Origin of the sequence: Clavibacter michiganensis, assembly GCF_002151125.1 — a bacterium.
In the GTDB taxonomy this organism is placed as follows: domain Bacteria; phylum Actinomycetota; class Actinomycetes; order Actinomycetales; family Microbacteriaceae; genus Clavibacter; species Clavibacter michiganensis_C.
Genome location: NZ_MDJZ01000012.1, coordinates 103,779 through 123,741 on the forward strand (window position 1 = coordinate 103,779; position 19,963 = coordinate 123,741).

21 protein-coding genes are annotated in these 19,963 nt (G+C 73.4%); 14 read left to right on the top strand and 7 right to left on the bottom strand.

Features of this window, described 5'->3' with window-relative positions:
- The first annotated feature begins 11 nt into the window (after positions 1–11).
- Positions 12–1,181 (top strand): epoxide hydrolase family protein, encoded by a 1,170-nt coding sequence (locus BFL37_RS07320; protein ID WP_086514484.1) that lies wholly within the window; start codon positions 12–14, stop codon positions 1,179–1,181.
- Positions 1,182–1,191: 10 nt separating this feature from the next.
- Here the strand turns inward: BFL37_RS07320 and BFL37_RS07325 are convergent, their stop codons facing one another.
- Positions 1,192–1,884 carry an SDR family oxidoreductase gene (locus BFL37_RS07325; RefSeq protein WP_086514485.1) on the bottom strand — a complete coding sequence of 231 codons (693 nt, stop codon included), beginning with the start codon at positions 1,882–1,884 and terminating at the stop codon, positions 1,192–1,194.
- A 135-nt stretch (positions 1,885–2,019) separates the two neighbouring features.
- Between BFL37_RS07325 and BFL37_RS07330 the strand changes: the two genes are divergently transcribed.
- On the top strand, positions 2,020–2,367 hold the full coding sequence (locus BFL37_RS07330) for a hypothetical protein (RefSeq protein ID WP_086514486.1): 348 nt from the start codon (positions 2,020–2,022) through the stop codon (positions 2,365–2,367).
- A 128-nt stretch (positions 2,368–2,495) separates the two neighbouring features.
- Positions 2,496–2,960 carry an Hsp20/alpha crystallin family protein gene (locus BFL37_RS07335; protein ID WP_086514487.1) on the top strand — a complete coding sequence of 155 codons (465 nt, stop codon included), beginning with the start codon at positions 2,496–2,498 and terminating at the stop codon, positions 2,958–2,960.
- 76 nt (positions 2,961–3,036) lie between these two features.
- Here the strand turns inward: BFL37_RS07335 and BFL37_RS07340 are convergent, their stop codons facing one another.
- From BFL37_RS07340 to BFL37_RS07350, 3 genes are read right to left on the bottom strand one after another with little or no spacing between them, the layout of a single operon-like run.
- Positions 3,037–5,565 (bottom strand): GNAT family N-acetyltransferase, encoded by a 2,529-nt coding sequence (locus BFL37_RS07340; RefSeq protein ID WP_086514488.1) that lies wholly within the window; start codon positions 5,563–5,565, stop codon positions 3,037–3,039.
- Positions 5,562–6,947, bottom strand: coding sequence for a lysine N(6)-hydroxylase/L-ornithine N(5)-oxygenase family protein (locus BFL37_RS07345; RefSeq protein WP_086514489.1), 1,386 nt, complete (start codon positions 6,945–6,947; stop codon positions 5,562–5,564). The genes BFL37_RS07340 and BFL37_RS07345 overlap by 4 nt, the downstream gene beginning before the upstream one ends.
- Complete coding sequence (locus BFL37_RS07350) at positions 6,944–8,563, bottom strand: pyridoxal phosphate-dependent decarboxylase family protein (protein ID WP_086514490.1); 1,620 nt, start codon at positions 8,561–8,563, stop codon at positions 6,944–6,946. The genes BFL37_RS07345 and BFL37_RS07350 overlap by 4 nt, the downstream gene beginning before the upstream one ends.
- A gap of 210 nt (positions 8,564–8,773) precedes the next feature.
- Here BFL37_RS07350 and BFL37_RS07355 point away from each other — a divergent pair, with 210 nt between their 5' ends.
- The 7 genes from BFL37_RS07355 to BFL37_RS07380 all read left to right on the top strand — a co-directional run bounded on the left by BFL37_RS07355 (position 8,774) and on the right by BFL37_RS07380 (position 12,711).
- A complete protein-coding gene (locus tag BFL37_RS07355) occupies positions 8,774–9,085 on the top strand; it encodes a hypothetical protein (protein ID WP_086514491.1) in 312 nt (103 codons plus the stop codon).
- Position 9,086: 1 nt separating this feature from the next.
- On the top strand, positions 9,087–9,236 hold the full coding sequence (locus tag BFL37_RS14585) for a hypothetical protein (protein WP_172403763.1): 150 nt from the start codon (positions 9,087–9,089) through the stop codon (positions 9,234–9,236).
- 102 nt (positions 9,237–9,338) lie between these two features.
- On the top strand, positions 9,339–9,623 hold the full coding sequence (locus BFL37_RS07360) for a hypothetical protein (RefSeq protein ID WP_086514492.1): 285 nt from the start codon (positions 9,339–9,341) through the stop codon (positions 9,621–9,623).
- Between the two features lie 2 nt (positions 9,624–9,625).
- A complete protein-coding gene (locus BFL37_RS07365) occupies positions 9,626–9,916 on the top strand; it encodes a hypothetical protein (RefSeq protein WP_241533905.1) in 291 nt (96 codons plus the stop codon).
- Between the two features lie 55 nt (positions 9,917–9,971).
- Complete coding sequence (locus tag BFL37_RS07370; protein WP_086514494.1) at positions 9,972–10,868, top strand: glucose 1-dehydrogenase; 897 nt, start codon at positions 9,972–9,974, stop codon at positions 10,866–10,868.
- 126 nt (positions 10,869–10,994) lie between these two features.
- Entirely contained in the window at positions 10,995–11,726 is a 732-nt protein-coding gene (locus BFL37_RS07375; protein WP_086514495.1) for a hypothetical protein, read from the top strand.
- Between the two features lie 103 nt (positions 11,727–11,829).
- Positions 11,830–12,711, top strand: a complete 882-nt coding sequence (locus tag BFL37_RS07380) for a Rieske 2Fe-2S domain-containing protein (protein WP_086514496.1) — start codon at positions 11,830–11,832, stop codon at positions 12,709–12,711.
- On the opposite strand, the gene BFL37_RS07385 is transcribed toward BFL37_RS07380, so the two are convergent.
- The 3 genes from BFL37_RS07385 to BFL37_RS07395 are packed head-to-tail and all read right to left on the bottom strand — an operon-like array spanning position 12,708 to position 15,943.
- Positions 12,708–13,922 (bottom strand): MFS transporter, encoded by a 1,215-nt coding sequence (locus BFL37_RS07385; protein ID WP_086514497.1) that lies wholly within the window; start codon positions 13,920–13,922, stop codon positions 12,708–12,710. The genes BFL37_RS07380 and BFL37_RS07385 overlap by 4 nt on opposite strands.
- Positions 13,923–13,971: 49 nt before the next feature.
- Positions 13,972–15,423 carry an SPFH domain-containing protein gene (locus BFL37_RS07390; RefSeq protein WP_086514498.1) on the bottom strand — a complete coding sequence of 484 codons (1,452 nt, stop codon included), beginning with the start codon at positions 15,421–15,423 and terminating at the stop codon, positions 13,972–13,974.
- 31 nt (positions 15,424–15,454) lie between these two features.
- Positions 15,455–15,943, bottom strand: a complete 489-nt coding sequence (locus BFL37_RS07395) for an NfeD family protein (RefSeq protein ID WP_086514499.1) — start codon at positions 15,941–15,943, stop codon at positions 15,455–15,457.
- A 183-nt stretch (positions 15,944–16,126) separates the two neighbouring features.
- On the opposite strand from BFL37_RS07395, the gene BFL37_RS07400 reads away from it, so the two are divergent.
- From BFL37_RS07400 to BFL37_RS07415, 4 genes are all read left to right on the top strand, one after another.
- Positions 16,127–16,387, top strand: coding sequence for a zinc-ribbon domain-containing protein (locus BFL37_RS07400; RefSeq protein WP_086514500.1), 261 nt, complete (start codon positions 16,127–16,129; stop codon positions 16,385–16,387).
- A 121-nt stretch (positions 16,388–16,508) separates the two neighbouring features.
- Complete coding sequence (locus tag BFL37_RS07405) at positions 16,509–17,861, top strand: ABC transporter substrate-binding protein (RefSeq protein ID WP_086514501.1); 1,353 nt, start codon at positions 16,509–16,511, stop codon at positions 17,859–17,861.
- Positions 17,858–18,871: a carbohydrate ABC transporter permease gene (locus BFL37_RS07410; RefSeq protein WP_086514502.1), complete on the top strand. Its 1,014-nt coding sequence runs from the start codon at positions 17,858–17,860 to the stop codon at positions 18,869–18,871. The genes BFL37_RS07405 and BFL37_RS07410 overlap by 4 nt, the downstream gene beginning before the upstream one ends.
- Entirely contained in the window at positions 18,868–19,833 is a 966-nt protein-coding gene (locus BFL37_RS07415) for a carbohydrate ABC transporter permease (protein WP_086514503.1), read from the top strand. Before BFL37_RS07410 ends, BFL37_RS07415 begins: the two co-directional genes overlap by 4 nt.
- Positions 19,834–19,963: the final 130 nt, after the last annotated feature.

Genomic DNA, 19,963 nt, shown 5'->3' on the forward strand with positions numbered 1-19,963 from the left:
TCGGAGCCCGCATGCCCGCCATCACCCCCTTCCGCCTCGACATCCCCGAGGCTGACCTCGACGACCTCCGCCGCCGCCTCCTCGCCACCCGCTGGCCCGAGCCGGAGACCGTCGACGACACGTCGCAGGGGCCGCAGCTCGCGCGCATGCGCCGGCTCGTCGACCGCTGGATCGACGGCTACGACTGGCGCCGCACCGAGGCGCTCCTGGACGGGTGGGGGCAGCACACCGCCCGGATCGACGGGCTGGACATCCACTTCCTGCACGTGCGCTCCCCCGTGCCGGGCGCACGCCCGCTGATCCTCACGCACGGCTGGCCGGGCTCCGTGCTGGAGTTCCGGCACGCGATCGGGCCGCTCACGGACCCCGTCGCACACGGCGGATCCGCGGAGGACGCCTTCCACGTCGTCATCCCGAGCCTCCCCGGCTTCGGCTTCTCCGGGAAGCCGACCGGCACGGGCTGGGGAGCGCGGCGCACGGCCCGCGCGTGGGCCGAGCTCATGCGCCGGCTCGGCTACGACGCCTGGTACGCGCAGGGCGGCGACCTCGGGGCGACCGTCACGTCGGAGCTCGCGGCGCTCGAGGCCGCGGAGGGCATCGGGCTCCGGGCGATCCACCTCAACATGGCGACCTTCATGCCGACGGACGACGAGATGCGCGACGCCACCGACGAGGAGCGGCGGATGATGGCGGAGACCGTGCGCTACCGGCAGGAGCTGTCCGGCTACTCGCAGCAGATGTCGACCCGGCCGCAGACCGTCGGCTACGCGCTGCAGGACTCCCCCGTGGGCCTCGCGGCCTGGATCTACGCGATGTTCCAGGACGTCGGCGGATCCCATGACGAGCACGGCGACGCCGAGGCCCTCTTCCCGCTCGACGAGATCCTCGACGACGTGATGCTCCACTGGCTTCCCGGCACGGCCGCCTCCGCGGCCCGCTTCTACTGGGAGTCCGCGCAGGTCGGCTGGGCCACGCCGGGCACGATCGAGGAGCCGATCACGGTGCCGACCGGGCTCAGCGTCATGCCGGGCGAGTACGTGCGCCGCTCGCGCCGCTGGGCCGAGCGCCGGTACGCCGACCTCGTGCTCTTCCACGAGGTCGAGCGCGGCGGGCACTTCGCGCTGCTCGAGCAGCCGGGGGCCCTGGTGGACGACATCCGGGCGACGTTCCGCGGGCGCTGAGCCCGGCGGATCAGCCGCCGAACGGCCGCAGCGACACCGACTCGAGCGTGCCGTCGCGCGTCTGGTCGACGACGAGGCGCACGGCGCGCGCGACGGACGCGGGCTCGAGGTAGCGCGCCTCGTCGTACTCGCCGCCCTCCTTGGCGCGGAGCTCGCGCTGCATGTCGGTGGCGACGCGGCCCGGGTGCACGCTCGAGACGCGCACGCCGTGCGGGCGCTCCTCCTCGCGCAGGGCGTCGCCGAGCGCGCGGAGGGCGAACTTGGATCCTGCGTAGACGCCGCCCGTCGGGTTCGCCGTGAAGCCGGATCCGGAGTTCACGAGCACGACCTGCCCCTTCGCGGCCCGGAGCGCGGGCAGGAGGACGCGCGTGACCTCGGCGACCGCGAACACGTTGACCTCGAACACGCGGCGCCACTCGTCGACGGGCGTCTCGGCCACCGCGTCGCCGCCGATGACGCCGGCCGAGTGCACGAGCACGTCGAGGCGGTCGAGGGCGGGGACGGATCCGTCGAGGCCGCCCGCGGCGAGGTCGGCGGCCCAGCCCGCGGCGTCGGGGAGCGACGCGGCGAGCGCGTCGACGGCGTCGCGGTCGCGGCCGTGCACGATCACGCGGTGGGTGCGGCCGAGGTCCTCCGCGATGGCGCGGCCGATGCCGCGGGTGGCTCCCGTGACGAGGGCGACGGGGCGGGCGTGGTCGGTCATGGATCCTCCTGGGTCGCGGTCCTCCAGGCTACCGACGGCGTCCGGGCACCCGTCGGGCGCCGCCGGGAGCATGACGTACCGTGAGGGGACGGCGGCCGCCCGGCGCGTCGGCCCGCCGCCCGAGAGGATCCGCCCGTGCACGCCCGCTTCCCCGCCAGCCTCGAGGTGCTGCGCCAGGAGGCCCGCGACGAGCTGGACGCCGTGATCGAGCACCGCTGCCGCAACGGCGACGACCCGTGGGAGGTGATCCCGCAGCTGCCGACCGTGGACGAGCACGTGGTCGCGACCCTCCGCCAGGACGCGCTCGAGGCCGACGGGATGGCCGAGGAGCTGGCCCGGGTGCGGCACCCGTCGACCGAGCCCGGCGTCGTGGCGCGCTTCGAATACCGGCTGCTGCGGGGCATCGCGCTCGAGCACCCGGACCTGTCGCGCGCGGTCTGGACGCTCATCGGCCGCATGGAGCGGGACCTCCGCCGCCGCTGACGAACAGGTGGTGAGAGCAGCATTCGCCGTCGGCGAACGCCTTGGCACTCCCCCATGCCGAGTGCTAATCTCGACGCAGTTGAGCCGAGGGGGCTCAATCCACAGATCATCGATCAGAGGAGTCGAGCATGAACATGACCTTCGATCCGTTCCGCGAGCTGGACCGCGCCATGGGCGCACTGGCCGAGACCCGCCAGTCCAACCGGCCCATGCCCATCGACCTGCACCGCGAGGGCGACACCTACGTGCTGGCCGCCGACCTCCCGGGCATCGACCCGGGATCGGTCGACATCGACGTGGACGGCCAGCTGCTGACCATCCGCGCCGAGCGCACGCTCGCGGGCGACCAGAACGTGCGGTGGCTGACGCGCGAGCGCGTCGCCGGCACGTTCCTCCGCCAGCTGACCCTCGGCCAGGGCATCGACACCGAGCGCATCTCGGCGCACTACGCCAACGGCGTGCTGAGCGTCACCATCCCGGTGAGCGAGCGGGCGAAGCCGCGCAAGATCCAGGTCACGTCCGACGAGCCGAACGGGCAGGACGCGTCGCCGCAGACGCTGAGGGTGGAGCAGGCCGCACCCGCCGCGAGCTGATCCCCGCACCGCACCACGAGGAGCCGTCGTCCGCACCAGCGGGCGGCGGCTCCTCGCACGTGCGGGCCGCGCGTCGTCAGCCGATGCGCGGCCGGAGCCCCGCGTGGATCGCGAGCGGGTTCCGGAGCGACCCGTGGATCTGCATGACCGGCGCCTGCAGGTCCACCATCCGCCGGTTGTCGCGCAGCTGGAGGCGGTTGAGGCAGGAGCGGTCGAACGACGGCGCGAACAGGTCGAACCGGGCGACGCGGTCCGCGAGCTCCGGGTGCGCGCGCTCGTGGTCGGTGAGCGCCTCCGCCGCCACGCGCCACAGGCCGTCGGGTCCGAGGTCGTCGCGGTCCTCGAGGAGCGCGGCGGCGAAGCGGAGGAAGCCGTCCATCACGTCGGTGAAGACCGTGAGGGTGCGCTCGTCCTCGGGGACGTCCAGGCGGATCCGCCGCACGTCCTCGGGCAGCTCGCGCTCCGTGTCGAACAGCGCCACCTCCTCGGCGATGTCCTTCATGAGCACGCGGACGACGACGTGGTCGCGGAGGACGAGGATCACGTTCTCGCCGTGGGGCATGAACGCGAGGTCGTGCGCGAGGAGCGCGTGGGCGAGCGGCACGAGGTACGCGTCGAGCCAGCGGCGGAGCCAGGCGGCCGCGCCGATGCCGGACGCGTCGATGAGCTCCCCCAGCACGGTCCTCCCGTGGGCATCGATGTGCAGGAGGCTCGTCATGCTCATGAGCCGCTCGCCCTCCGCGAGGCCCGGTACGGGCGACTCCCGCCAGAGCGCGGACAGCATCTTGCCGTGGGAGTGGCCGGGCGGCAGCGCGGACTCGACCCGCTCCTCGCGCACGCCGACCGCGGCGACCTCGCGGAGGATCCCGAAGCCGAGCCGCGCGAACTCCTCGTCGCCCGCGACGAGCGCGTGCACCCAGTCGTTGATCGCCGGGGTGACCGCCATGTACGCCGGCGAGAGGCCGCGGGTGAAGCCCATGTTGAGGATCGAGAGCGACGTCTTCACGTAGCAGCGCTCGGGGCTCGTGCGGTTGGCCCAGGTGCGGATGGACTGCTGCGCGCCGTACTCGTCGTCGCCCGTGCCGAGCAGCACGATGTCGCGGCGCGCGACGAGGCCCGCGAAGGTCACCGTGACGACGTTCTCCCACTGCCACGGGTGCACCGGCACGAGCACGCGCTCCGCGGGGTCGATTCCGAGCCGCTCCATGCGCGCGCGGAAGCGGGCGCGGGCGGATCCGCCGAGCTCGGCATCGAGGAACGCCTCCCGGTCGAGGCCCTCGATCGCGGTGAAGCGGGCGAGGCGCTCATGCACGGCGAGCCAGAGGATCCGGACGTCCTCCCCCGCCTCGGGCGCGTACCGGTCGTGGTCGTCGAGGTCGAAGCCGATGCGGCCGTTGGTCGCGACGAAGCAGGGATGGCCCTCGTCCATCGTCGACTCGACCTCGGCGTAGGACGCCGTGAGGAGGCCGCAGGCGTCGGGCACGTCGCGGAGGCGGGAGAACGCTGCGGCCGACAGCGTGCTCTGGATCTCGTCGAGGTAGACGGGCAGCACCTCGTCGGTGATCCCGAGCCGGTCACGGAGGTCGAGCACGAGGTCGGTCGCGTCGAGCTCGGCGGGGGCGCCGTCGACCGTGTGGGCGATGCTCCGCTCCTCGATGTCCCAGTGGTCGAGCTCGAGGATCCGGGCCCGGTACGCGTACGCGCTCCGGCCGTCGGGGCTCGCGACGCGGTAGTCGGCCCAGGCGCGGGGGTCGTGGATCCGGCGAGGCGCACCGGGCGGCCTCTCCGGATCCACGCGCTCCGGCTCGATGAGCAGCTCGTGCGCGAACTCGGCGAGCGCCTTGCGCACGAGGTGGCGCGTGGCCGCGGCCCAGACGTCGGGGCGGAGGTGCGCGGCGCGGTGGACGCGCGGATCCGGCTCGGCGGCGGTCTCGGGCGCCGGGCCGGGCACGGGCTCGAGCGATGTCCGGGCTCGTGATGCCGCGTCGGGGTCGGCGGGGCGGTCGTGGGTCAGGGTCATGTCGTGTCCGTCCGTGGGGGTGGCGTGCAGGAGGGCGTCGTCACGCGTGGCGACGCTGAGGAGCGCGTGCTTCGCGCCGAGGTCGACGACCCGGAGCGGCCGGAAGCCGACGAGCTCGTTGAGTCGGTGGATCCGGGTGTTGCGGACGTCCGGCTCGACGACGAGGCGCCGCACGTCCGGATCCCGCAGCAGGTGCCGGACGACGTGCCGCATGACCGCGGTCGTGAAGCCGGGCAGCGGATCACCCGTGGGCGGCGCCACGAGCAGGTGCATGCCGCGGTCGCCGGGGAGCGGATCCAGGTGCGCGCCGATGGGGTCGCCGGCCGGGTCGTACGCCTCCACGAGGAACGCGGGGACCCCGTCGTGCCGGCCGATCCACGCCCCGCGCCGGGGATCCGTCGCGATGGACCGGTACTCGGCCCGCACCTCGTCGAGCGTCGCGTGCTCCATCTGCCAGAAGCGGGCGCGCGGCGCGGTCACCCAGGCGTGCACGAGGGCGGCGTCGGCGTCCGGGTCGAGCGGCCTCAGGTCGAGCCCGTAGGCGGGGGACTCCGCGGCGGGCGCCTCGGTGGCGGGCGCGCTCACGCGAGCACCCCCGATCCGGCCGCGGGCACGTCGTCCGGCAGCCCGAACTCCTGGAACGCGATCCGCTCCTCCACCGGGTACGCCTCGCGGCCGGTGATGGCGCGCAGGATCCGCGAGTTGCGGTGCGCCGTCATGCCGAGGTCGGGCGCGACGAAGCCGTGCGTGTGCACCTCCGCGTTCTGCACGAAGAGCCTGCCGGCGTCGTCGACCGTGTGCTCGCGCGCCACGTCGAGCCGGCCTCGGGCGTCGCGGTGCACGCGGTCGCCGAGCCCGTCGAGGATCCGCGGTGCCCGTGCGTCGTACCCGCTCGCCATGATCACGGCGCCCGTCGGCCACTCCCGCTCCGCGCCGGTCTCGGCGTGCCGCAGCCCGAGGACCGCACCGCCGTCGGGCGTCACGCGCGCCGACACGACCTCCGCGTTGGTGAGCAGCCGGGTGGGCACGCCGGATCCCGCGTCGCCGCCGGGCGCGAGCCGCCCCTCCGCCCGCAGCGCGTCGAAGGCGAGCCGCTTCCGGTAGAGCGCGTGGAAGACGTCGTCGATGAGCTCCGAGTCGATGCCCTTGTAGAGGGCCCGCTGCTCGCGCAGGAGCACGTCGCGGGTGGGCGCGGGCAGGCCGAAGAAGTGGTCGCTGTACTCGGGGCTCGTCATCTCCAGCGTGAGCCGCGTGTACTCGAGCGGGAAGAACCGCGGCGAGCGCGTGATCCAGTCGAGCCGGTACCCGCGAGAGTCCACGTCCTCGAGGAGGTCGCGGTAGATCTCCGCCGCGCTCTGCCCGCTGCCGACCACCGTGATCGCGTCCCGCTCCTGCAGCGCGGCCTTCGCGCCGAGGTACCCGGAGCTGTGCACGACGCCCGGGAGGTCGCGCACGGCGTCCGGCAGCCAGGGCGGGGTGCCGACGCCGACGACGAGGGCCCGGCCGCGGTGCACGTGCCGATCGCCCGCGGCGTCGACCGACTCGACGACGTACGCGCCACCGGCCTCGTCGAAGGAGATCGCCTGCACGTCGCGGTCCATCTCGATGCCCCGCGCGCGCTCCGCCGCCCACCGGCAGTACGCGACGTACTCGCTGCGGAGGGGGAAGAAGTCCTCGCGGATGTAGAAGGAGTACAGCCGCCCGGTGTCCTTGAGGTACGCGAGGAACGAGAACCGCGACGTGGGATCCGCGAGCGTGACGAGGTCGGCGAGGAACGGCGTCTGCAGGTGCGCGGTCGGCAGCATCATGCCGGGGTGCCAGTCGAAGCGCGGCTTCCGCTCGAGCACGACCAGGTCGAGGTCGAGGGGATCCGCGAGGCAGGCCAGGCCGAGGTTCGCGGGGCCGAGGCCCACGGCGACGACGTCGCGGATGCGGTCGGGGGCGGTGTCGGCGCCGGGGGCGGTCATCGGCCGGCCTCCGCGCCGGCGCTGGTGTTGGCGGCGGCGGCGGGCACGCCGGCAGCCTCCGCGTCGCCCGGCCCGGCGTCGAGCGCGTCGCCCGCGGCCACGACCATGCGCAGGATCTCGTCGATGTGCGCGTCCGTCGTCGCCGGGTTCAGCAGCGTGAGCTTCAGGTGCGCGCGGCCGTCCACGCGCGTGGCGGCGACCATCGCCCGGCCCGAGTCCTGGATCGCCTGCCGGATGCCGCGGTTCACGGCGTCCGAGCGGGCCCCCGCGTCCGGCCCCGCGGATCCGTCCCGCTCGCCCGCCGGCACGTACCGGAACACGAGCGCGCTGATCTCCGGGCGCACCACCACCTCGAGCGCCGGATCCCGCCGCATCGCGTGCCAGGCGCGGTCGGCCAGCGCGATCACGTCGTCGAGCATCCGCCCCACCCCGTCCGCGCCCACCGTGCGGAGCGTGAGCCACAGCTTCAGCGCGTCGAAGCGCCGCGTGGTCTGCAGCGACTTGTCGACCTGGTTCGGGATCTCCTCGTGCGCGCGATCCGCCGGGTTCAGGTAGTCGGCGTGCAGCGTCGCGTGCCGGAGCGTGCGGCCGTCGCGCACGAGCACCGCGCTGGAGCTCACCGGCTGGAAGAAGGTCTTGTGGTAGTCGACGGTCACGGAGTCGGCGCGCTCGATCCCGTCGAGCAGGTGCCGGTGCCGGAGCGACGTCAGGAGGCCGCCGCCGTAGGCGGCGTCGACGTGCAGCCAGATCCCCTCGCGCCGGCAGACGTTGCCGATCGCGGGCAGCGGGTCGACGCTGCCGAAGTCGGTGGTGCCCGCGGTCGCGACCACGGCGACGGGCAGGAGCCCGGCCGCGTAGCAGCGCGCGAGCTCGCGCTCGAGGGCGTCGACGCGCATCCGCATGGCGTCGTCGGCGGGGACGCGGATGACCGCGTCGGGGGCGAGGCCGAGGATCCGGGCGCTCTTCTCGACGCTGAAGTGCCCGACCTCGCTCACGAGGATCCGCATGCGCTGCCGGTCGGCCGGCGCCAGCCCGTGCACGGCCGCCGCCTCGTCGCGCGCCAGCAGCAGCGCCTGCAGGTTCGACTGGCTGCCGCCGCTCGTGAAGACGCCGTCCGCGTCGTCGCCGAGGCCGGCGCGGCCCGTCGTCCAGTCGATGAGCGCACGCTCGATGAGGGTCGCGCCGGCGCTCTGGTCCCAGGTGTCCATCGACGTGTTCACGCTGGAGAGGATGAGCTCGCCCGCGATGGCCGGGATGAGGATCGGGCAGTTGAGGTGCGCGACGTACGACGGGTCGTGGAACCAGACCGCGTCGCGGAGGTACAGGTCGTCGAGCTCGTCGAGGGCGTCGTCGAGGCCGCCGAGCGGACGGTCGAGGTCGAGGCCCGCGAAGGATCCGCGGAGGCGCGCGGGCGTGATCCCCGTGAAGGGGCCATCGGCGCGGCGGGCCGCGGCGCGCACGTGGGCGGCGGCGGCGCGGAGGGCGGCCTCCCAGCCGGGGAGCGTCCGGTCGGAGAACAGCTCGCCGGCGGGATCCGCGCCCTCCGCACGCGGGTCGGCGCGGGCGTCCGCGAGGGTCTGGTCGGTCGGGCGGGAGGCGTGCGGGGAGAGGGTCATGGGTCCTTCGTCGGTTCGATGGGGAGCCGTGTCCGGGTCACGAGCATCAGGAATGGTTAGGCAAGGCTCACCTAATATGGGGGCGCTCGGACGGGAACGCAACCCGGTCGACGACGACTCGCGGGGACCCTCCGCGAGGCGATGCCGCGACCCCGCTTCGGGGGCGCGACCGGCCGTGCCGCATCGCCGGAGCGCTCGTAGGGTGGGGGCATGAGCGACCGAGACGACCAGGCAGACGGCATCCGCACCGGGCGCGGCCCCGGCGACCCCGACGGGCTGGTGACCGTCGACGACGTGGTCACCGACGCCGATGCGCCGGCGGGCGTGGGCGACGCCGTCCGCCAGCCGGAGGGCACGACCTACGGGCACGCGGAGGAGGACACCCTCGAGGTGGAGGACGCGGATCCCGCGAGCGCCGAGTACCCCGAGGTCCCCGACAACCGCGCCGTCACCGCCGCCGACTCGCACATGAGCGCACCCGCCGACGACGCCGTCGGCCACGTCGACCCCGAGGGCCGCTGACGTGACGGATCCCGCCGACGCCTCGCGCCACCCGCTCGCCGAGCCCGCGCCCATCGACTCCGACTCGGTCGCCGAGGCCGCCGAGGCGGCGGAGGAGGACGCGCGCGAGGACACCCCCGACCCGTTCGGCGAGGGTCCCGACGACCAGTGATCCGCCCCGGGGCGCGCCGCCGTGACGCGTCCCGGATCCCGCACATGCGCGTTGCCTGAACGCCGCCACACAGCCCTCGGGGCCGAGCGTAGCGTCGAGAGCATGGACACCGACGACCCGCGCCTCCAGCCCGCGGACACCTCAGACACACGGCAGGACAAGGACTTCATCTCGCCCAGCGAGGACGACACGCAGGTCAAGCAGGAGCAGCAGATCACCGAGAGCGAGGGCGTCTCCGACGACGTCCCCGCCGCCGCGGACGACGTGCAGGTGCTCCCCGGATCGGGCGGACCCGACGACGTCGGCGAGATCGACGTCGACCCCGACGAGCTCAACCTCAGCGGCGACTCGATCCCCGGCCACCCCAAGCCCGAGGCCGGTGAGTGACCGTGACCGACGCCACCAGCACCACGCCCGGCGACGACGCCACGGGTGACGACACCGCGCTCGACGCGGTCGGCATGGACAAGGAGACGGTCGCCAACGACGCCGTCGCCGGCGAGACCGTCCTCCCCGAGACCGACGATCCCGTCGAGGAGCCCGACGACGACGCCGTGATGGCCGCCGACGCCGAGCCCACCGCCGACGTCCTCGGCGTCGACGGCGAGGCCGAGCCGGTGCTCGCCGAGAACGACCTCGCCGGCCAGGACATCGACCTGGACGACACCCCGCCGAGCTGATCCGCCCGGCACCCGCACGCATCCCGCACCGCACACGCACCGCACGAGGAGACACATGAGCACCGACCAGTACACGTTCCAGGACCCGACGAAGATGTACGGCGACATCGACCCGACCGCGCAGCAGCAGGACGGCCCGGGCCTTGACGCCGACCTGAACGAGACCGCGGACCGCGGCGAGAAGACGTACCGCGGATCGAACCGCCTCGAGGGCCGCAAGGCGCTCGTCACCGGCGCCGACTCCGGCATCGGCGCGGCCGTCGCGATCGCCTACGCCCGCGAGGGCGCGGACGTCGCCCTCTCCTACCTGCCCGAGGAGGAGGAGGACGCGAAGAAGGTCGTCGCCCTCATCGAGGAGGCCGGACGCACGGCCGTCGCGATCCCCGGCGACATCAGCACCGCGGAGTTCAGCCGCGAGCTCGTGGCGAAGGCGGTCGAGGGCCTCGGCGGCCTCGACATCGTCGTCAACAACGCGGGCAAGCAGCAGAACGTCGACGCGCTCGAGGACATCTCGGACGAGGAGTTCGACCTGACCTTCAAGACCAACGTCTACGCGATGTTCTGGATCACGAAGGCCGCGCTGCCGCACCTCAAGCCGGGCTCGTCGATCATCAACACGTCGTCGATCCAGGCCTATGCGCCGTCGCCGAACCTCGTGCACTACGCCACGACCAAGGCCTCGATCAACGCGTTCTCGAAGGGCCTCGCCGGCCAGCTGGCGCCCAAGGGCATCCGCGTGAACGTCGTCGCGCCCGGCCCGATCTGGACCCCGCTGCAGACCGCGGGCGGCCAGCCCGCCGACGCGCTGCCCGAGTTCGGCGAGCAGACGCCGCTCGGCCGCGCCGGCCAGCCCGCCGAGCTCGCGCCCGCCTACGTGTTCCTCGCCTCCAACGAGTCGAGCTACGTCATCGGAGAGACGCTCAACGTCAACGGCGGCATGCCGACGCCGTAGCGGCACGCGCTCCGGCGCTTCGCACCACCGCACCGCCCGACGCCCGGGCCGACCACCAGGTCGGCCCGGGCGTCGTCGTGTCCGGCGCGTCGGGACGGGACGCGGCGACCGGAATAGGGTCGGGAGATGTCCGGCACCCCGGCCCGCATCGGCGGGAACGTCCTCGCGGCGATCGTCTCCGCCGTCCGCCTCGTCCGACGTCCGCGCCCGCTGCATCCGCACGGCGTCGCCCTCGCGGGCACGCTGACGCCCGTCGCGGGGCGTGCCGACTCCGGGCTCGCGTGGCTCGACGGGCTCGACCGGCCGCTCGACGTCGACGCCCGCTTCTCGCGTGGCGGGGGCCTGCCGCCTGCGCTGCCGGACGTGCTCGGGCTCGCGCTGCGGATCCCGGACGAGGGCGGCACCACGGTGGACGTGCTGCTCGCGTCCACGGGCCTCTCACCGGTCGGCCGGTTCCTCCTCGCGCCGCGACGGGCCCTCTCCGGGGCGCGGCTCACGACGCTCATGCCGTACCGCGGATCCGCGGGGCCGGTGCTCGTCGGCGTGCTGGTGGACGCGGATCCGCCGCTGCCGGCCGGCGCCGCGGACCTCGGGCGCGCGCTCGCGACCCGGCCCGTCCGCATGCGGCTCGTGCACGCGACGCCGCGCGGCCGGTGGCACGTGGCGGCGAGGATCGAGCTGGCCCACGACGCGAGCGGCCCGCTCGACACGGCGACGCGCGCCGATCCGGTGCTCGCCGCCCCGCCCGGCGACGCCACCTACCCCTGGGCGCGACGCCTCCGCTCCCCCGGCTACCGGGTCGCTCGCGCCGGCCGCCCGGTCGCCTCCCGGCACGTCGCGCACGACCCCGACGCCTGACGCGCGGCTCCACCGGGACGCCCGCGTCCTTGTCGCGGGCGCCCGGGAGGCGTTGCCTGGGAGGAGAGCGCCGACGGCGGCGCCGGAATCGGACGGAGACCCCATGCGGGAGCTGAAGCTGGTCGCGGCCATCGCGAGCATCGAGGACGCGAAGGCGCTGGATCCGATCGTGGACCGCGTGAAGGGCGTCGTCACGGCGCTGCTGAAGCCGCGGGCCCTGGCCGACCTGCTGCACGGCGTGCCGTTCGGCCACCCTCTGCACCCGGTGGCCGTGCTGATCCCGACCGGCGCGTGGGTCTCCTCCGCCGTCCTCGACTTCCTGCCCGGCAACGAGAAGGCGAGCCGCGCGCTCGTCGGCGTCGGCGTGCTGAGCGCCGCGCCGTCGATCGCCTCCGGATACGCCGACTGGTCGCAGCTGCACGAGCAGCAGATGCGCGTCGGCATCGTGCACTCCGCGGCGAACGCGGTCGCGACGGGCCTCTACGGCCTGTCGTGGATCCAGCGGGCCCGCGGCAAGCACACGAGCGGCAAGGTCCTCGGGCTCGCGGGCCTCGGCCTCGTCTCCGCCGGCGGGTTCCTCGGCGGCCACCTCGCCTACCGCCAGGCGGCCGGCGCCAACCACGCCGAGGACGTGCCGCACCGCTTCCCCGCGGGCTGGCAGGAGCTCGGCCACCTCGACGACCTGCCCGACGGCCGGCTCGCCAAGCGCGACGTCGCCGGCCTGCCCGTGCTCGTGCGCCGGAACGGCATGACGGTGGACGCCCTGAGCAACACCTGCAGCCACCTGTCCGCGCCGCTCGACGAGGGTGAGCTCGGCACGGATCCGAAGACGGGCGAGGCGTGCGTCACCTGCCCGTGGCACGAGAGCATGTTCAGCCTGAGGACGGGCGCGGTGATCCACGGCCCCGCGACCGCACCGCAGCCGCGATTCGAGACGCGCGTCACCGGCGGGCTCGTGGAGGTGCGGCTGCCGAACGCGGGCTAGGGCGCCGCGGCGCGGTCGACCGGTCCGCGCAGCGCGACGACCGCGAGCAGCGCGCATCCCGCGAACACGACGGCTCCCCCGACGGTCGGCAGCGCGATGCCGGCGGTCGCGAGCGCGCCGCCCAGCGCGGATCCGGCGGCGAGGCCGAGCAGGCTGGCCACCCGGCCCGCCGCGCCCACGCGCCCGAGCAGCTCCCCCGGCACGAGCCGCTGGCGGAGCGAGGTCGCGCAGATGCTCCAGACCACGGCGTGCAGGATGTAGAGCGCGAGCAGGATCCCCGCGACGATCGGATCCCGCGCCACGGCGAGGCCCGCGAGGCTCGCGGCGCCGAGCGTCAGGGCAGCGGTGATGGTCCAGCGGGAGCCGAGGCGGGCGCGGAGCGGAGCGGCGATCGCGGATCCGGCGAGGCCGCCGAGCGCGCTGGCCGCGAGCAGCACGCCGTAGCCGGCGGCGTCCAGCCCGAGCCGGTCGCGCGCGAACAGCACGAGCACGGAGAACGGCAGCATGTAGCCGACGCTCGCGAGGCCGCCGATGAGCGCGAGGGATCCGACCACGCGGTGCCGGGCGAGCCAGCGCACGCCCGCCGCGGCCTCGCGGAACACGGACGACGGCGCACCCGCCGCCTCGGGGGCGAGGGGGACGTCGCGCGTGCGCCGCGGCAGCGCGAGCGCCACCGCACCGGCCGCGACCCACAGCCCGCCCGTCACGTACACGGGCACGGCGGCGGCCAGCGCGAACAGGAGGCCGCCGAGCGGCGGCCCCACGAACTCATCGGCCACGAGCTGCGTGCCCGTGATGCGGGCGTTCGCTCGATCGAGCCGGTCGCGCGGCACGATCGAGGGCAGCACCGCGACCGCGGCGCCGTCGGCGGCGCTCTCGAGCACGCCGACCACGGCCATCACCGCGTAGAGCACCGCGAGCGAGGCGACGCCCGACTGGATCGAGACCGCGAGCCCCAGCACCGCCGCGCCGCGGAGGGCGTTCGCCACGACGATCAGCGTGCGCCGGTCGAGCCGGTCGACGTACACGCCCACGGGCAGCGCGACCACCAGCCGCACGAGCGCGTACGTGGTCGCGAGCCCGGCGACGCCGCGCGGGTCGTCGGTGAGCCCCGCCGCCACGAGCGGCATGGTGACGAAGACGAGCCCGTCCGCGAGGTTGGAGAGCGCGTTCGCGCCCCACAACGCCCCGAACGGGCTCGTGGATCTCACGCCGCGCTCCCCGGGGCGGCGTGCGCCCCGAGGAGCTCCGGCACCGGGATCAGATCCCGGCGCCCTCGGACGCGCCGGCCTTCGGGCCGACGTCCGTGGAGGTGGAACCGGCGCCGGCGGACGTCCCCGCGGCGGTCGACCCGAGGAACGAGCTCAGCGCCGTGGCGACGTCGATGCCCGTGGTGTCCTTGAGCAGCTTCGGCAGCGTCGCCATGTTCTCGGCCACCGAGCGGTTGAGCGCGTTCGCGCCGTCCGCCGAGATGATCGTCATGTTGTCGACGTTGGCGAGCGGCGCCGCCATCTCGCGCGCGATCCCCGGCATCGACGCGATGATGCGCGCCTGCAGGGCCTCGCGCGACAGCTTGTTCTGCGCCTCGGCGAGCGCGGCGGCCGCCTCGGCCTCCGCCTGCCCGCGGGCCTGGATCGCGTCGGCGTTCGCCTTCCCGAGCGCGGTGATGGACGCGGCCTCGTTCACGGCCGCGGTCTTCGCCGCCTCGGCGTTCTGCGTGCGCTGGTAGACCTCCACGTCGACCTTCGCCTTCTCGGCGTCGCGGGCGGCCTGCGCGTCCTGGACGGTCGCGTACTTGCGGGCCTCGGCGGGGAGCTCCACGTCGATGCGGAGGCGCTCCTTCGAGACCTCGGCCTGCGCGGCCACGGCGGTGCGCTCCTGGTCGGCGACCAGGCGGTCCTGCTCGGCCTTGGCCAGCTCGCCGGCCGCGTACGCGGTCGCGTTGGCGCGGTCGGTGTCGGCCTTGATGGCGGCGCGACGCAGGTCGAGCTCGAGCTGGCGCTCGGCGGTCTGCTGGTCGTTCTCGATCGCGGCGAGCGCGGAGATCCGCTTGTTCTCGGCCTCCGCGACCTCGGCGACCTGGCGGGCACGGGCGGCGTTCGAGCGGGCCCGGTCGTCGAGGTAGGAGCTGCCGGGCGTCGTGATCTCGCGGACGTTGAGCGTCTCGATCTGGAGGCCGAGCTCCGCGAGGTCGTTCTTGGTCTGGTTCACGGCCTCCTGCGCCACGACGGAGAAGCTCTTCACGAGCTCGTCGACGGGTCGGTCGCCGATGAGGCCGCGGATCGCGCCCTCGAGCGACTGCCGCACGATCTCCGGCAGGGCGTCCTGCTGGAGGAGGTAGCGCTGCACGGCGCGGCGCACGCCGTCCTCGGTGCCCGTCACCTTGAAGTTGACGGTCGCGACGACGGCGGTGTTGATGAAGTTGGCGTCGCGCGCCTCGGCCGTGACGCTCGTCTGGTACTGCTCGAGGGAGAGCGTGAAGCCCTCCTGGAAGATCGGCCAGATGAAGGTCCGGCCGCCGATGATGACCTTCTGCGGGCTGGAGAACCCGGCGCCGCCCTCGCTCCTCTCGGCGTTGCGGCCGACGATGACGAGCGCCTGGTTCGGCGGCACGCGGCGCACGCGGGAGGCGATGAACGCCACCAGCGCCACCAGGATGACGATGACGACGATGACGGCTATGGCGCTGGCGCCGCCGGATATCAGGTCCACGGGATGGTTCCTCTCGATGGGACGGATGCTGCTAGGTGCGGGGGGCGTCCTCGGCGTCGGGCTCGACGCGCACGCGGAACCCGTCCTCCGAGACGACGCGGATGCGCGTGCCGGCGGCCAGCGGCTCCGCGCTCATGGCGAGCCGGCGCTCCAGCTCGCGGATGTGCTCGAGCCGCACCTCGCCACCGGTGGGCGAGGTGGGCGACGTGACGACGCCGACCATGCCGACGGGCGAGTACGAGCCGCCGCTCTCCTGCTTCGCGACGAAGCGGACGGTGAGCTGCACGACCACGAGGGCGACGAGCGCCAGGGCCACGGCGATCGCGATGGCGCCGCCGGATCCGATGCCGGCCTGGTCGGCGAGCACGCCGCCGACGCCGTAGATGGCGAGCGCCGCCCCGAGCGCGACGCCGGACACGAGGCCGTCGCCGCCGCCGATCGCGTCGAGCAGGTCGCCGAGCACGATGCTGGAGAGGAGGAGCAGGAGGCCGACGGCGCCCACGACCACGAAGACGATCACGCGGCGCCTCCCGGGCAGGCCGTCGCCGGGGTGACGTGCGCGCCGACGCGGTGCGTGGTCATGCGGGGCCGATCTGCTCGAGGCGTGTCCCTCGACCGTACCGGGTGATCCGCGGAGCGTCGCCTCCTCGTCCGGGGGCCGCCCCACCGCCTATGCTCCGCGCGGCGCGCGTAGCCTCGGGAGGTGATCCTCCTGTTCGGCACGCGCGCCCGCGACGCCCTCATCGTCATCGTGACCTTCGCGTGCCTCCGCTGCGGCGTGACGAGCGCCCAGCGCGTGCTCCACCGCACCCTCCGCTTCACGGTGTTCTTCGTCCCGCTCATCCCGCTGCGCTCGACCTACCGCGTCGAGTGCCCGAGCTGCGGGCTCGAGACGCGCCTCACGAAGGACCAGGCGATGCACGCCCTCGAGTGGGCCGTGCGGAACCGGGGCGCGCGCGGCTGAGCGCGCCCGCCCGGCTCCCCGAGAATCCCGACCAGGGGTTAGGAATAATTTTCGTCGCGCGCTTAGAGTGGCCGTGGGCTCCGGCCCATCTGCCATCGACGACGACGGGAGGGATGCGACGATGCATTCGATCAGCAGGAGACAGGCGCTGGGGGTGGGGGCCGCCGCCGCGGGCACGCTGGCCCTCGCGTCCTGCTCGGCACCGGGCGGGAGGCTGGTCAACTCCGATCCGGTCATCCCCGCCGCCGCACCGGGCGAGAAGGTCACGCTCACGTACTGGGCGTGGTTGAAGGATCTGCAGAAGGTCGCGGACGTGTGGAACGCGCAGAACCCCGACATCCAGGTCGAGGCGGTCTGGATCCCCGGCGGCAACGCCGGCGGCTACAACAAGATGTACTCGGCCATCACGGCCGGCGGTGGACCCGACATCGGCCAGGTCGAGCTCCGGCAGCTGCCCGAGTTCCTCCTCGCCAACGGCCTCGTCGACCTCACCCGCTACGGCGTCGAGGAGTACCGCGACCGGTACGACGAGGCGCTGTGGAAGCAGGTCAGCTTCCAGGACGGCGTCTTCGGGATCCCGCAGGACTCCGGCCCCATGGCCTTCTACTACCAGCCCGAGCTCCTCGACCAGGTGGGCGGCCAGCCGCCCGCGACCTGGGACGACTGGGCGGCGATCAGCGCCGAGGTCCGCAAGACCGGCCCCGGCAACTACCTCGACTGCTTCCCCGTCTCCGACGCCAGCGTCTTCACCTCGTACGCGACGCAGGCCGGCGCGAACTGGTTCCGGATCGACGGCGAGCGCTGGGTGGTCGACATGCTCGACGAGCGGACGATGGAGGTCGCCGCGTTCTTCGACAGGGCCATCGACGACGACGTGGTCAACACGAGCTTCACGGCGTACTCGCCGCCCTGGTACGCGGCCGCCGCCGACGCGAAGATCTTCGGCGTCACGAGCGCGAGCTGGGGCGACGCCCTCATCCAGTCGGTCTCCGGCGGCGAGGGCAAGTGGCGCGTGGCGCCCATGCAGACGTGGTCGTTCGACGGGGCGTACGGGTCCAGCTACCTCGGCGGATCCACCGCGGCCGTGCTCGCGAACAGCAAGCACCCCGTGGAGGCGCTCAAGTTCATGACGTGGATGACGACCTCCCCCGAGGGCATCGACGCGATGATCGCGAACTCCGGCATCGGCTGGTCGCCGTCGCCCGACTACATCGGCGCATCCCGCCAGGAGCCGAGCGAGTGGTTCAGCGGCCAGAGCTACAACGAGGAGGTCTTCGTGCCGGCCGCGAAGGAGCAGAACCTCGACTGGACCTGGTGCCCGCTCACGCAGTTCACCCTCAACACCCTCCAGGACGAGTTCCGCCGCAAGCTCACGAGCGGCCAGACCCTCGTCGAGTCGCTGCCGCTGGCGCAGGAGGCCGTGATCGAGGCCTTCCGCAACAAGGGGCTCACGGTCGAGGCGGCCTCCGCATGAGCGTCGCGACGAAGCCGACCGGGGAGCGCACCGCCTCCCGGCCCGGCCGCGTGCAGCGCGCGGGCGTCAGCAAGGGGCAGCTCAAGAAGTCGCAGACCATCGCGCCGTGGGTCATGCTCGCGCCGTTCCTCGCGGTCTTCCTGCTGACCTTCGTGCTCCCGATCATCTACGCGGTCTTCCAGTCGTTCACGACCGTCCGGCGCCAGGGCCTGTTCGGCGAGCAGGGCGTGACCACGGTCTTCGCCGGGTTCGAGAACTACGCGCTCGCGCTCGCGAACGACGCGTTCACGGCGTCCATCGGCAGGGTGCTGCTGTTCGGCATCGTGCAGGTGCCGGTCATGATCATCCTCTGCACGATCCTCGCGCTGCTGCTCGAGTCGGCGTCGGCGAAGTGGCCCCAGTTCTTCCGGGCGGCGTACTTCATGCCGTACGGCGTGCCGGGCGTCATCGCGACGATCCTCTGGGGCTTCCTCTACATCCCGGGGCTGTCGCCCATCATCGACATCGGCGAGATGTTCGGGATCCAGCTCGACTTCCTGGGCGCCGGCACCGTGCTCTGGTCCATCGCGAACATCGTGACCTGGACCTACACGGGCTACAACATGCTCATCATCATCGCCCAGCTGAAGTCGATCCCCGGGGACGTCTACGAGGCCGCCCGCATCGACGGCGCGGGCGCGTGGCGCACGGCGGTCTCGATCCAGCTGCCGCTCATCCGGCCGGCGCTCGTGCTCGCGAGCGTCTTCTCGATCATCGGCACGCTGCAGCTGTTCGCGGAGCCGCAGGTGCTCGCCACCTCCGCGCCCGCGATCGACTCGCAGTACACGCCGAACCTGTCCGCCTACACGACCGCGTTCGCGTACAACGACTACGGCGTGGCCGCGGCGCAGGCGGTCATCATCGCCCTCGCCGCGTTCGTCCTGTCGTTCGTGTTCCTCGGGATCACGAACCGGAAGCCCAAGGAGGAGCGGGAAGCCGCCGCCGCGAAGAAGAAGGAGGCGCGCGCATGACCGCCACGGAGATCCGACCGACGGCGGGCGAGGCCGCGGAGAAGGCGGAGCAGAAGCGCCTCGCGCAGGCCGCCGAGGCGAAGGTGAGCAGGCCGTCGAAGGCCGGCAGCACCCCCGGAGCGGGCTCGAAGCCGGCGACGCGGATCATCGTCACGGCGATCCTCACGGTCGTCGCGCTGTACTTCCTCGTCCCCGTCTACTACATCGTGGTCGCGGCCACGAAGACGACGGCCGACCTGTTCAGCACCAACGGGTTCCTGTTCGCGAACATGAACCTCTGGCAGAACCTCACGATGGTGTTCACGTACGACGACGGCATCTTCGTGCGCTGGTTCCTGAACTCGGTGCTCTACGCCGGGGTGGGCGCGCTCATCGCGACGTACTTCGCGGCCGCTGGCGGGTACGCGCTCGCGAAGTACAAGTTCAAGGGGTCGAACCTCGTGTTCGGCACGATCCTCGGCGGGGTGCTCGTGCCCGGCACGGCCACCGCGCTGCCGCTGTTCCTGCTGTTCAGCACCATGGGGATCGCGAACACGTACTGGTCGGTGCTCATCCCGTCGCTCGTGTCGCCGTTCGGCCTGTTCCTCTGCCGGATCTACGCGCAGGCGTCGGTGGAGGACGCGGTGATCGAGTCGGGCCGGATCGACGGGGCGAGCGAGCTGCGGATCTTCCACACGCTCGCGCTCCGCTCGATGACGCCCGCGCTCGTGACGGTGTTCCTCTTCCAGCTCGTCGGCATCTGGAACAACTACTTCCTGCCGCTGATCATGCTGGCCGACGACAAGCTCTACCCGATCACGCTCGGCCTCAACAACTGGCGGAGCCAGGTCGACCGGCTGCCGGAGTTCTACCAGCTCACCACCGGCGGCGTGCTCGTGTCGATCATCCCGCTCATCGCCGCGATGATCGTGCTGCAGAAGTTCTGGCGGGGCGGCCTGACGGACGGAGCGGTCAAGGGCTGATCCGTCCGCGCGCGGATCCCGGACGGCCGGGCGGGGCGACCTGCCCGGCCGTCTGCGCATTCGGCGCGCCACCCCTCGACCCACGATGATGGGATCGCGGCACGTCGCCGCACCCGCCCACGCGCAAGGA

Coding starts and splice junctions, on each gene's coding strand:
- BFL37_RS07320 (WP_086514484.1), top strand. CDS start 12: ATGCCCGCCATCACCCCCTTCCGCCTCGACATCCCCGAGGCTGACCTC.
- BFL37_RS07325 (WP_086514485.1), bottom strand. CDS start 1,884: ATGACCGACCACGCCCGCCCCGTCGCCCTCGTCACGGGAGCCACCCGC.
- BFL37_RS07335 (WP_086514487.1), top strand. CDS start 2,496: ATGAACATGACCTTCGATCCGTTCCGCGAGCTGGACCGCGCCATGGGC.
- BFL37_RS07345 (WP_086514489.1), bottom strand. CDS start 6,947: ATGACCGCCCCCGGCGCCGACACCGCCCCCGACCGCATCCGCGACGTC.
- BFL37_RS07350 (WP_086514490.1), bottom strand. CDS start 8,563: ATGACCCTCTCCCCGCACGCCTCCCGCCCGACCGACCAGACCCTCGCG.
- BFL37_RS07355 (WP_086514491.1), top strand. CDS start 8,774: ATGAGCGACCGAGACGACCAGGCAGACGGCATCCGCACCGGGCGCGGC.
- BFL37_RS07360 (WP_086514492.1), top strand. CDS start 9,339: ATGGACACCGACGACCCGCGCCTCCAGCCCGCGGACACCTCAGACACA.
- BFL37_RS07370 (WP_086514494.1), top strand. CDS start 9,972: ATGAGCACCGACCAGTACACGTTCCAGGACCCGACGAAGATGTACGGC.
- BFL37_RS07375 (WP_086514495.1), top strand. CDS start 10,995: ATGTCCGGCACCCCGGCCCGCATCGGCGGGAACGTCCTCGCGGCGATC.
- BFL37_RS07380 (WP_086514496.1), top strand. CDS start 11,830: ATGCGGGAGCTGAAGCTGGTCGCGGCCATCGCGAGCATCGAGGACGCG.
- BFL37_RS07405 (WP_086514501.1), top strand. CDS start 16,509: ATGCATTCGATCAGCAGGAGACAGGCGCTGGGGGTGGGGGCCGCCGCC.
- BFL37_RS07410 (WP_086514502.1), top strand. CDS start 17,858: ATGAGCGTCGCGACGAAGCCGACCGGGGAGCGCACCGCCTCCCGGCCC.
- BFL37_RS07415 (WP_086514503.1), top strand. CDS start 18,868: ATGACCGCCACGGAGATCCGACCGACGGCGGGCGAGGCCGCGGAGAAG.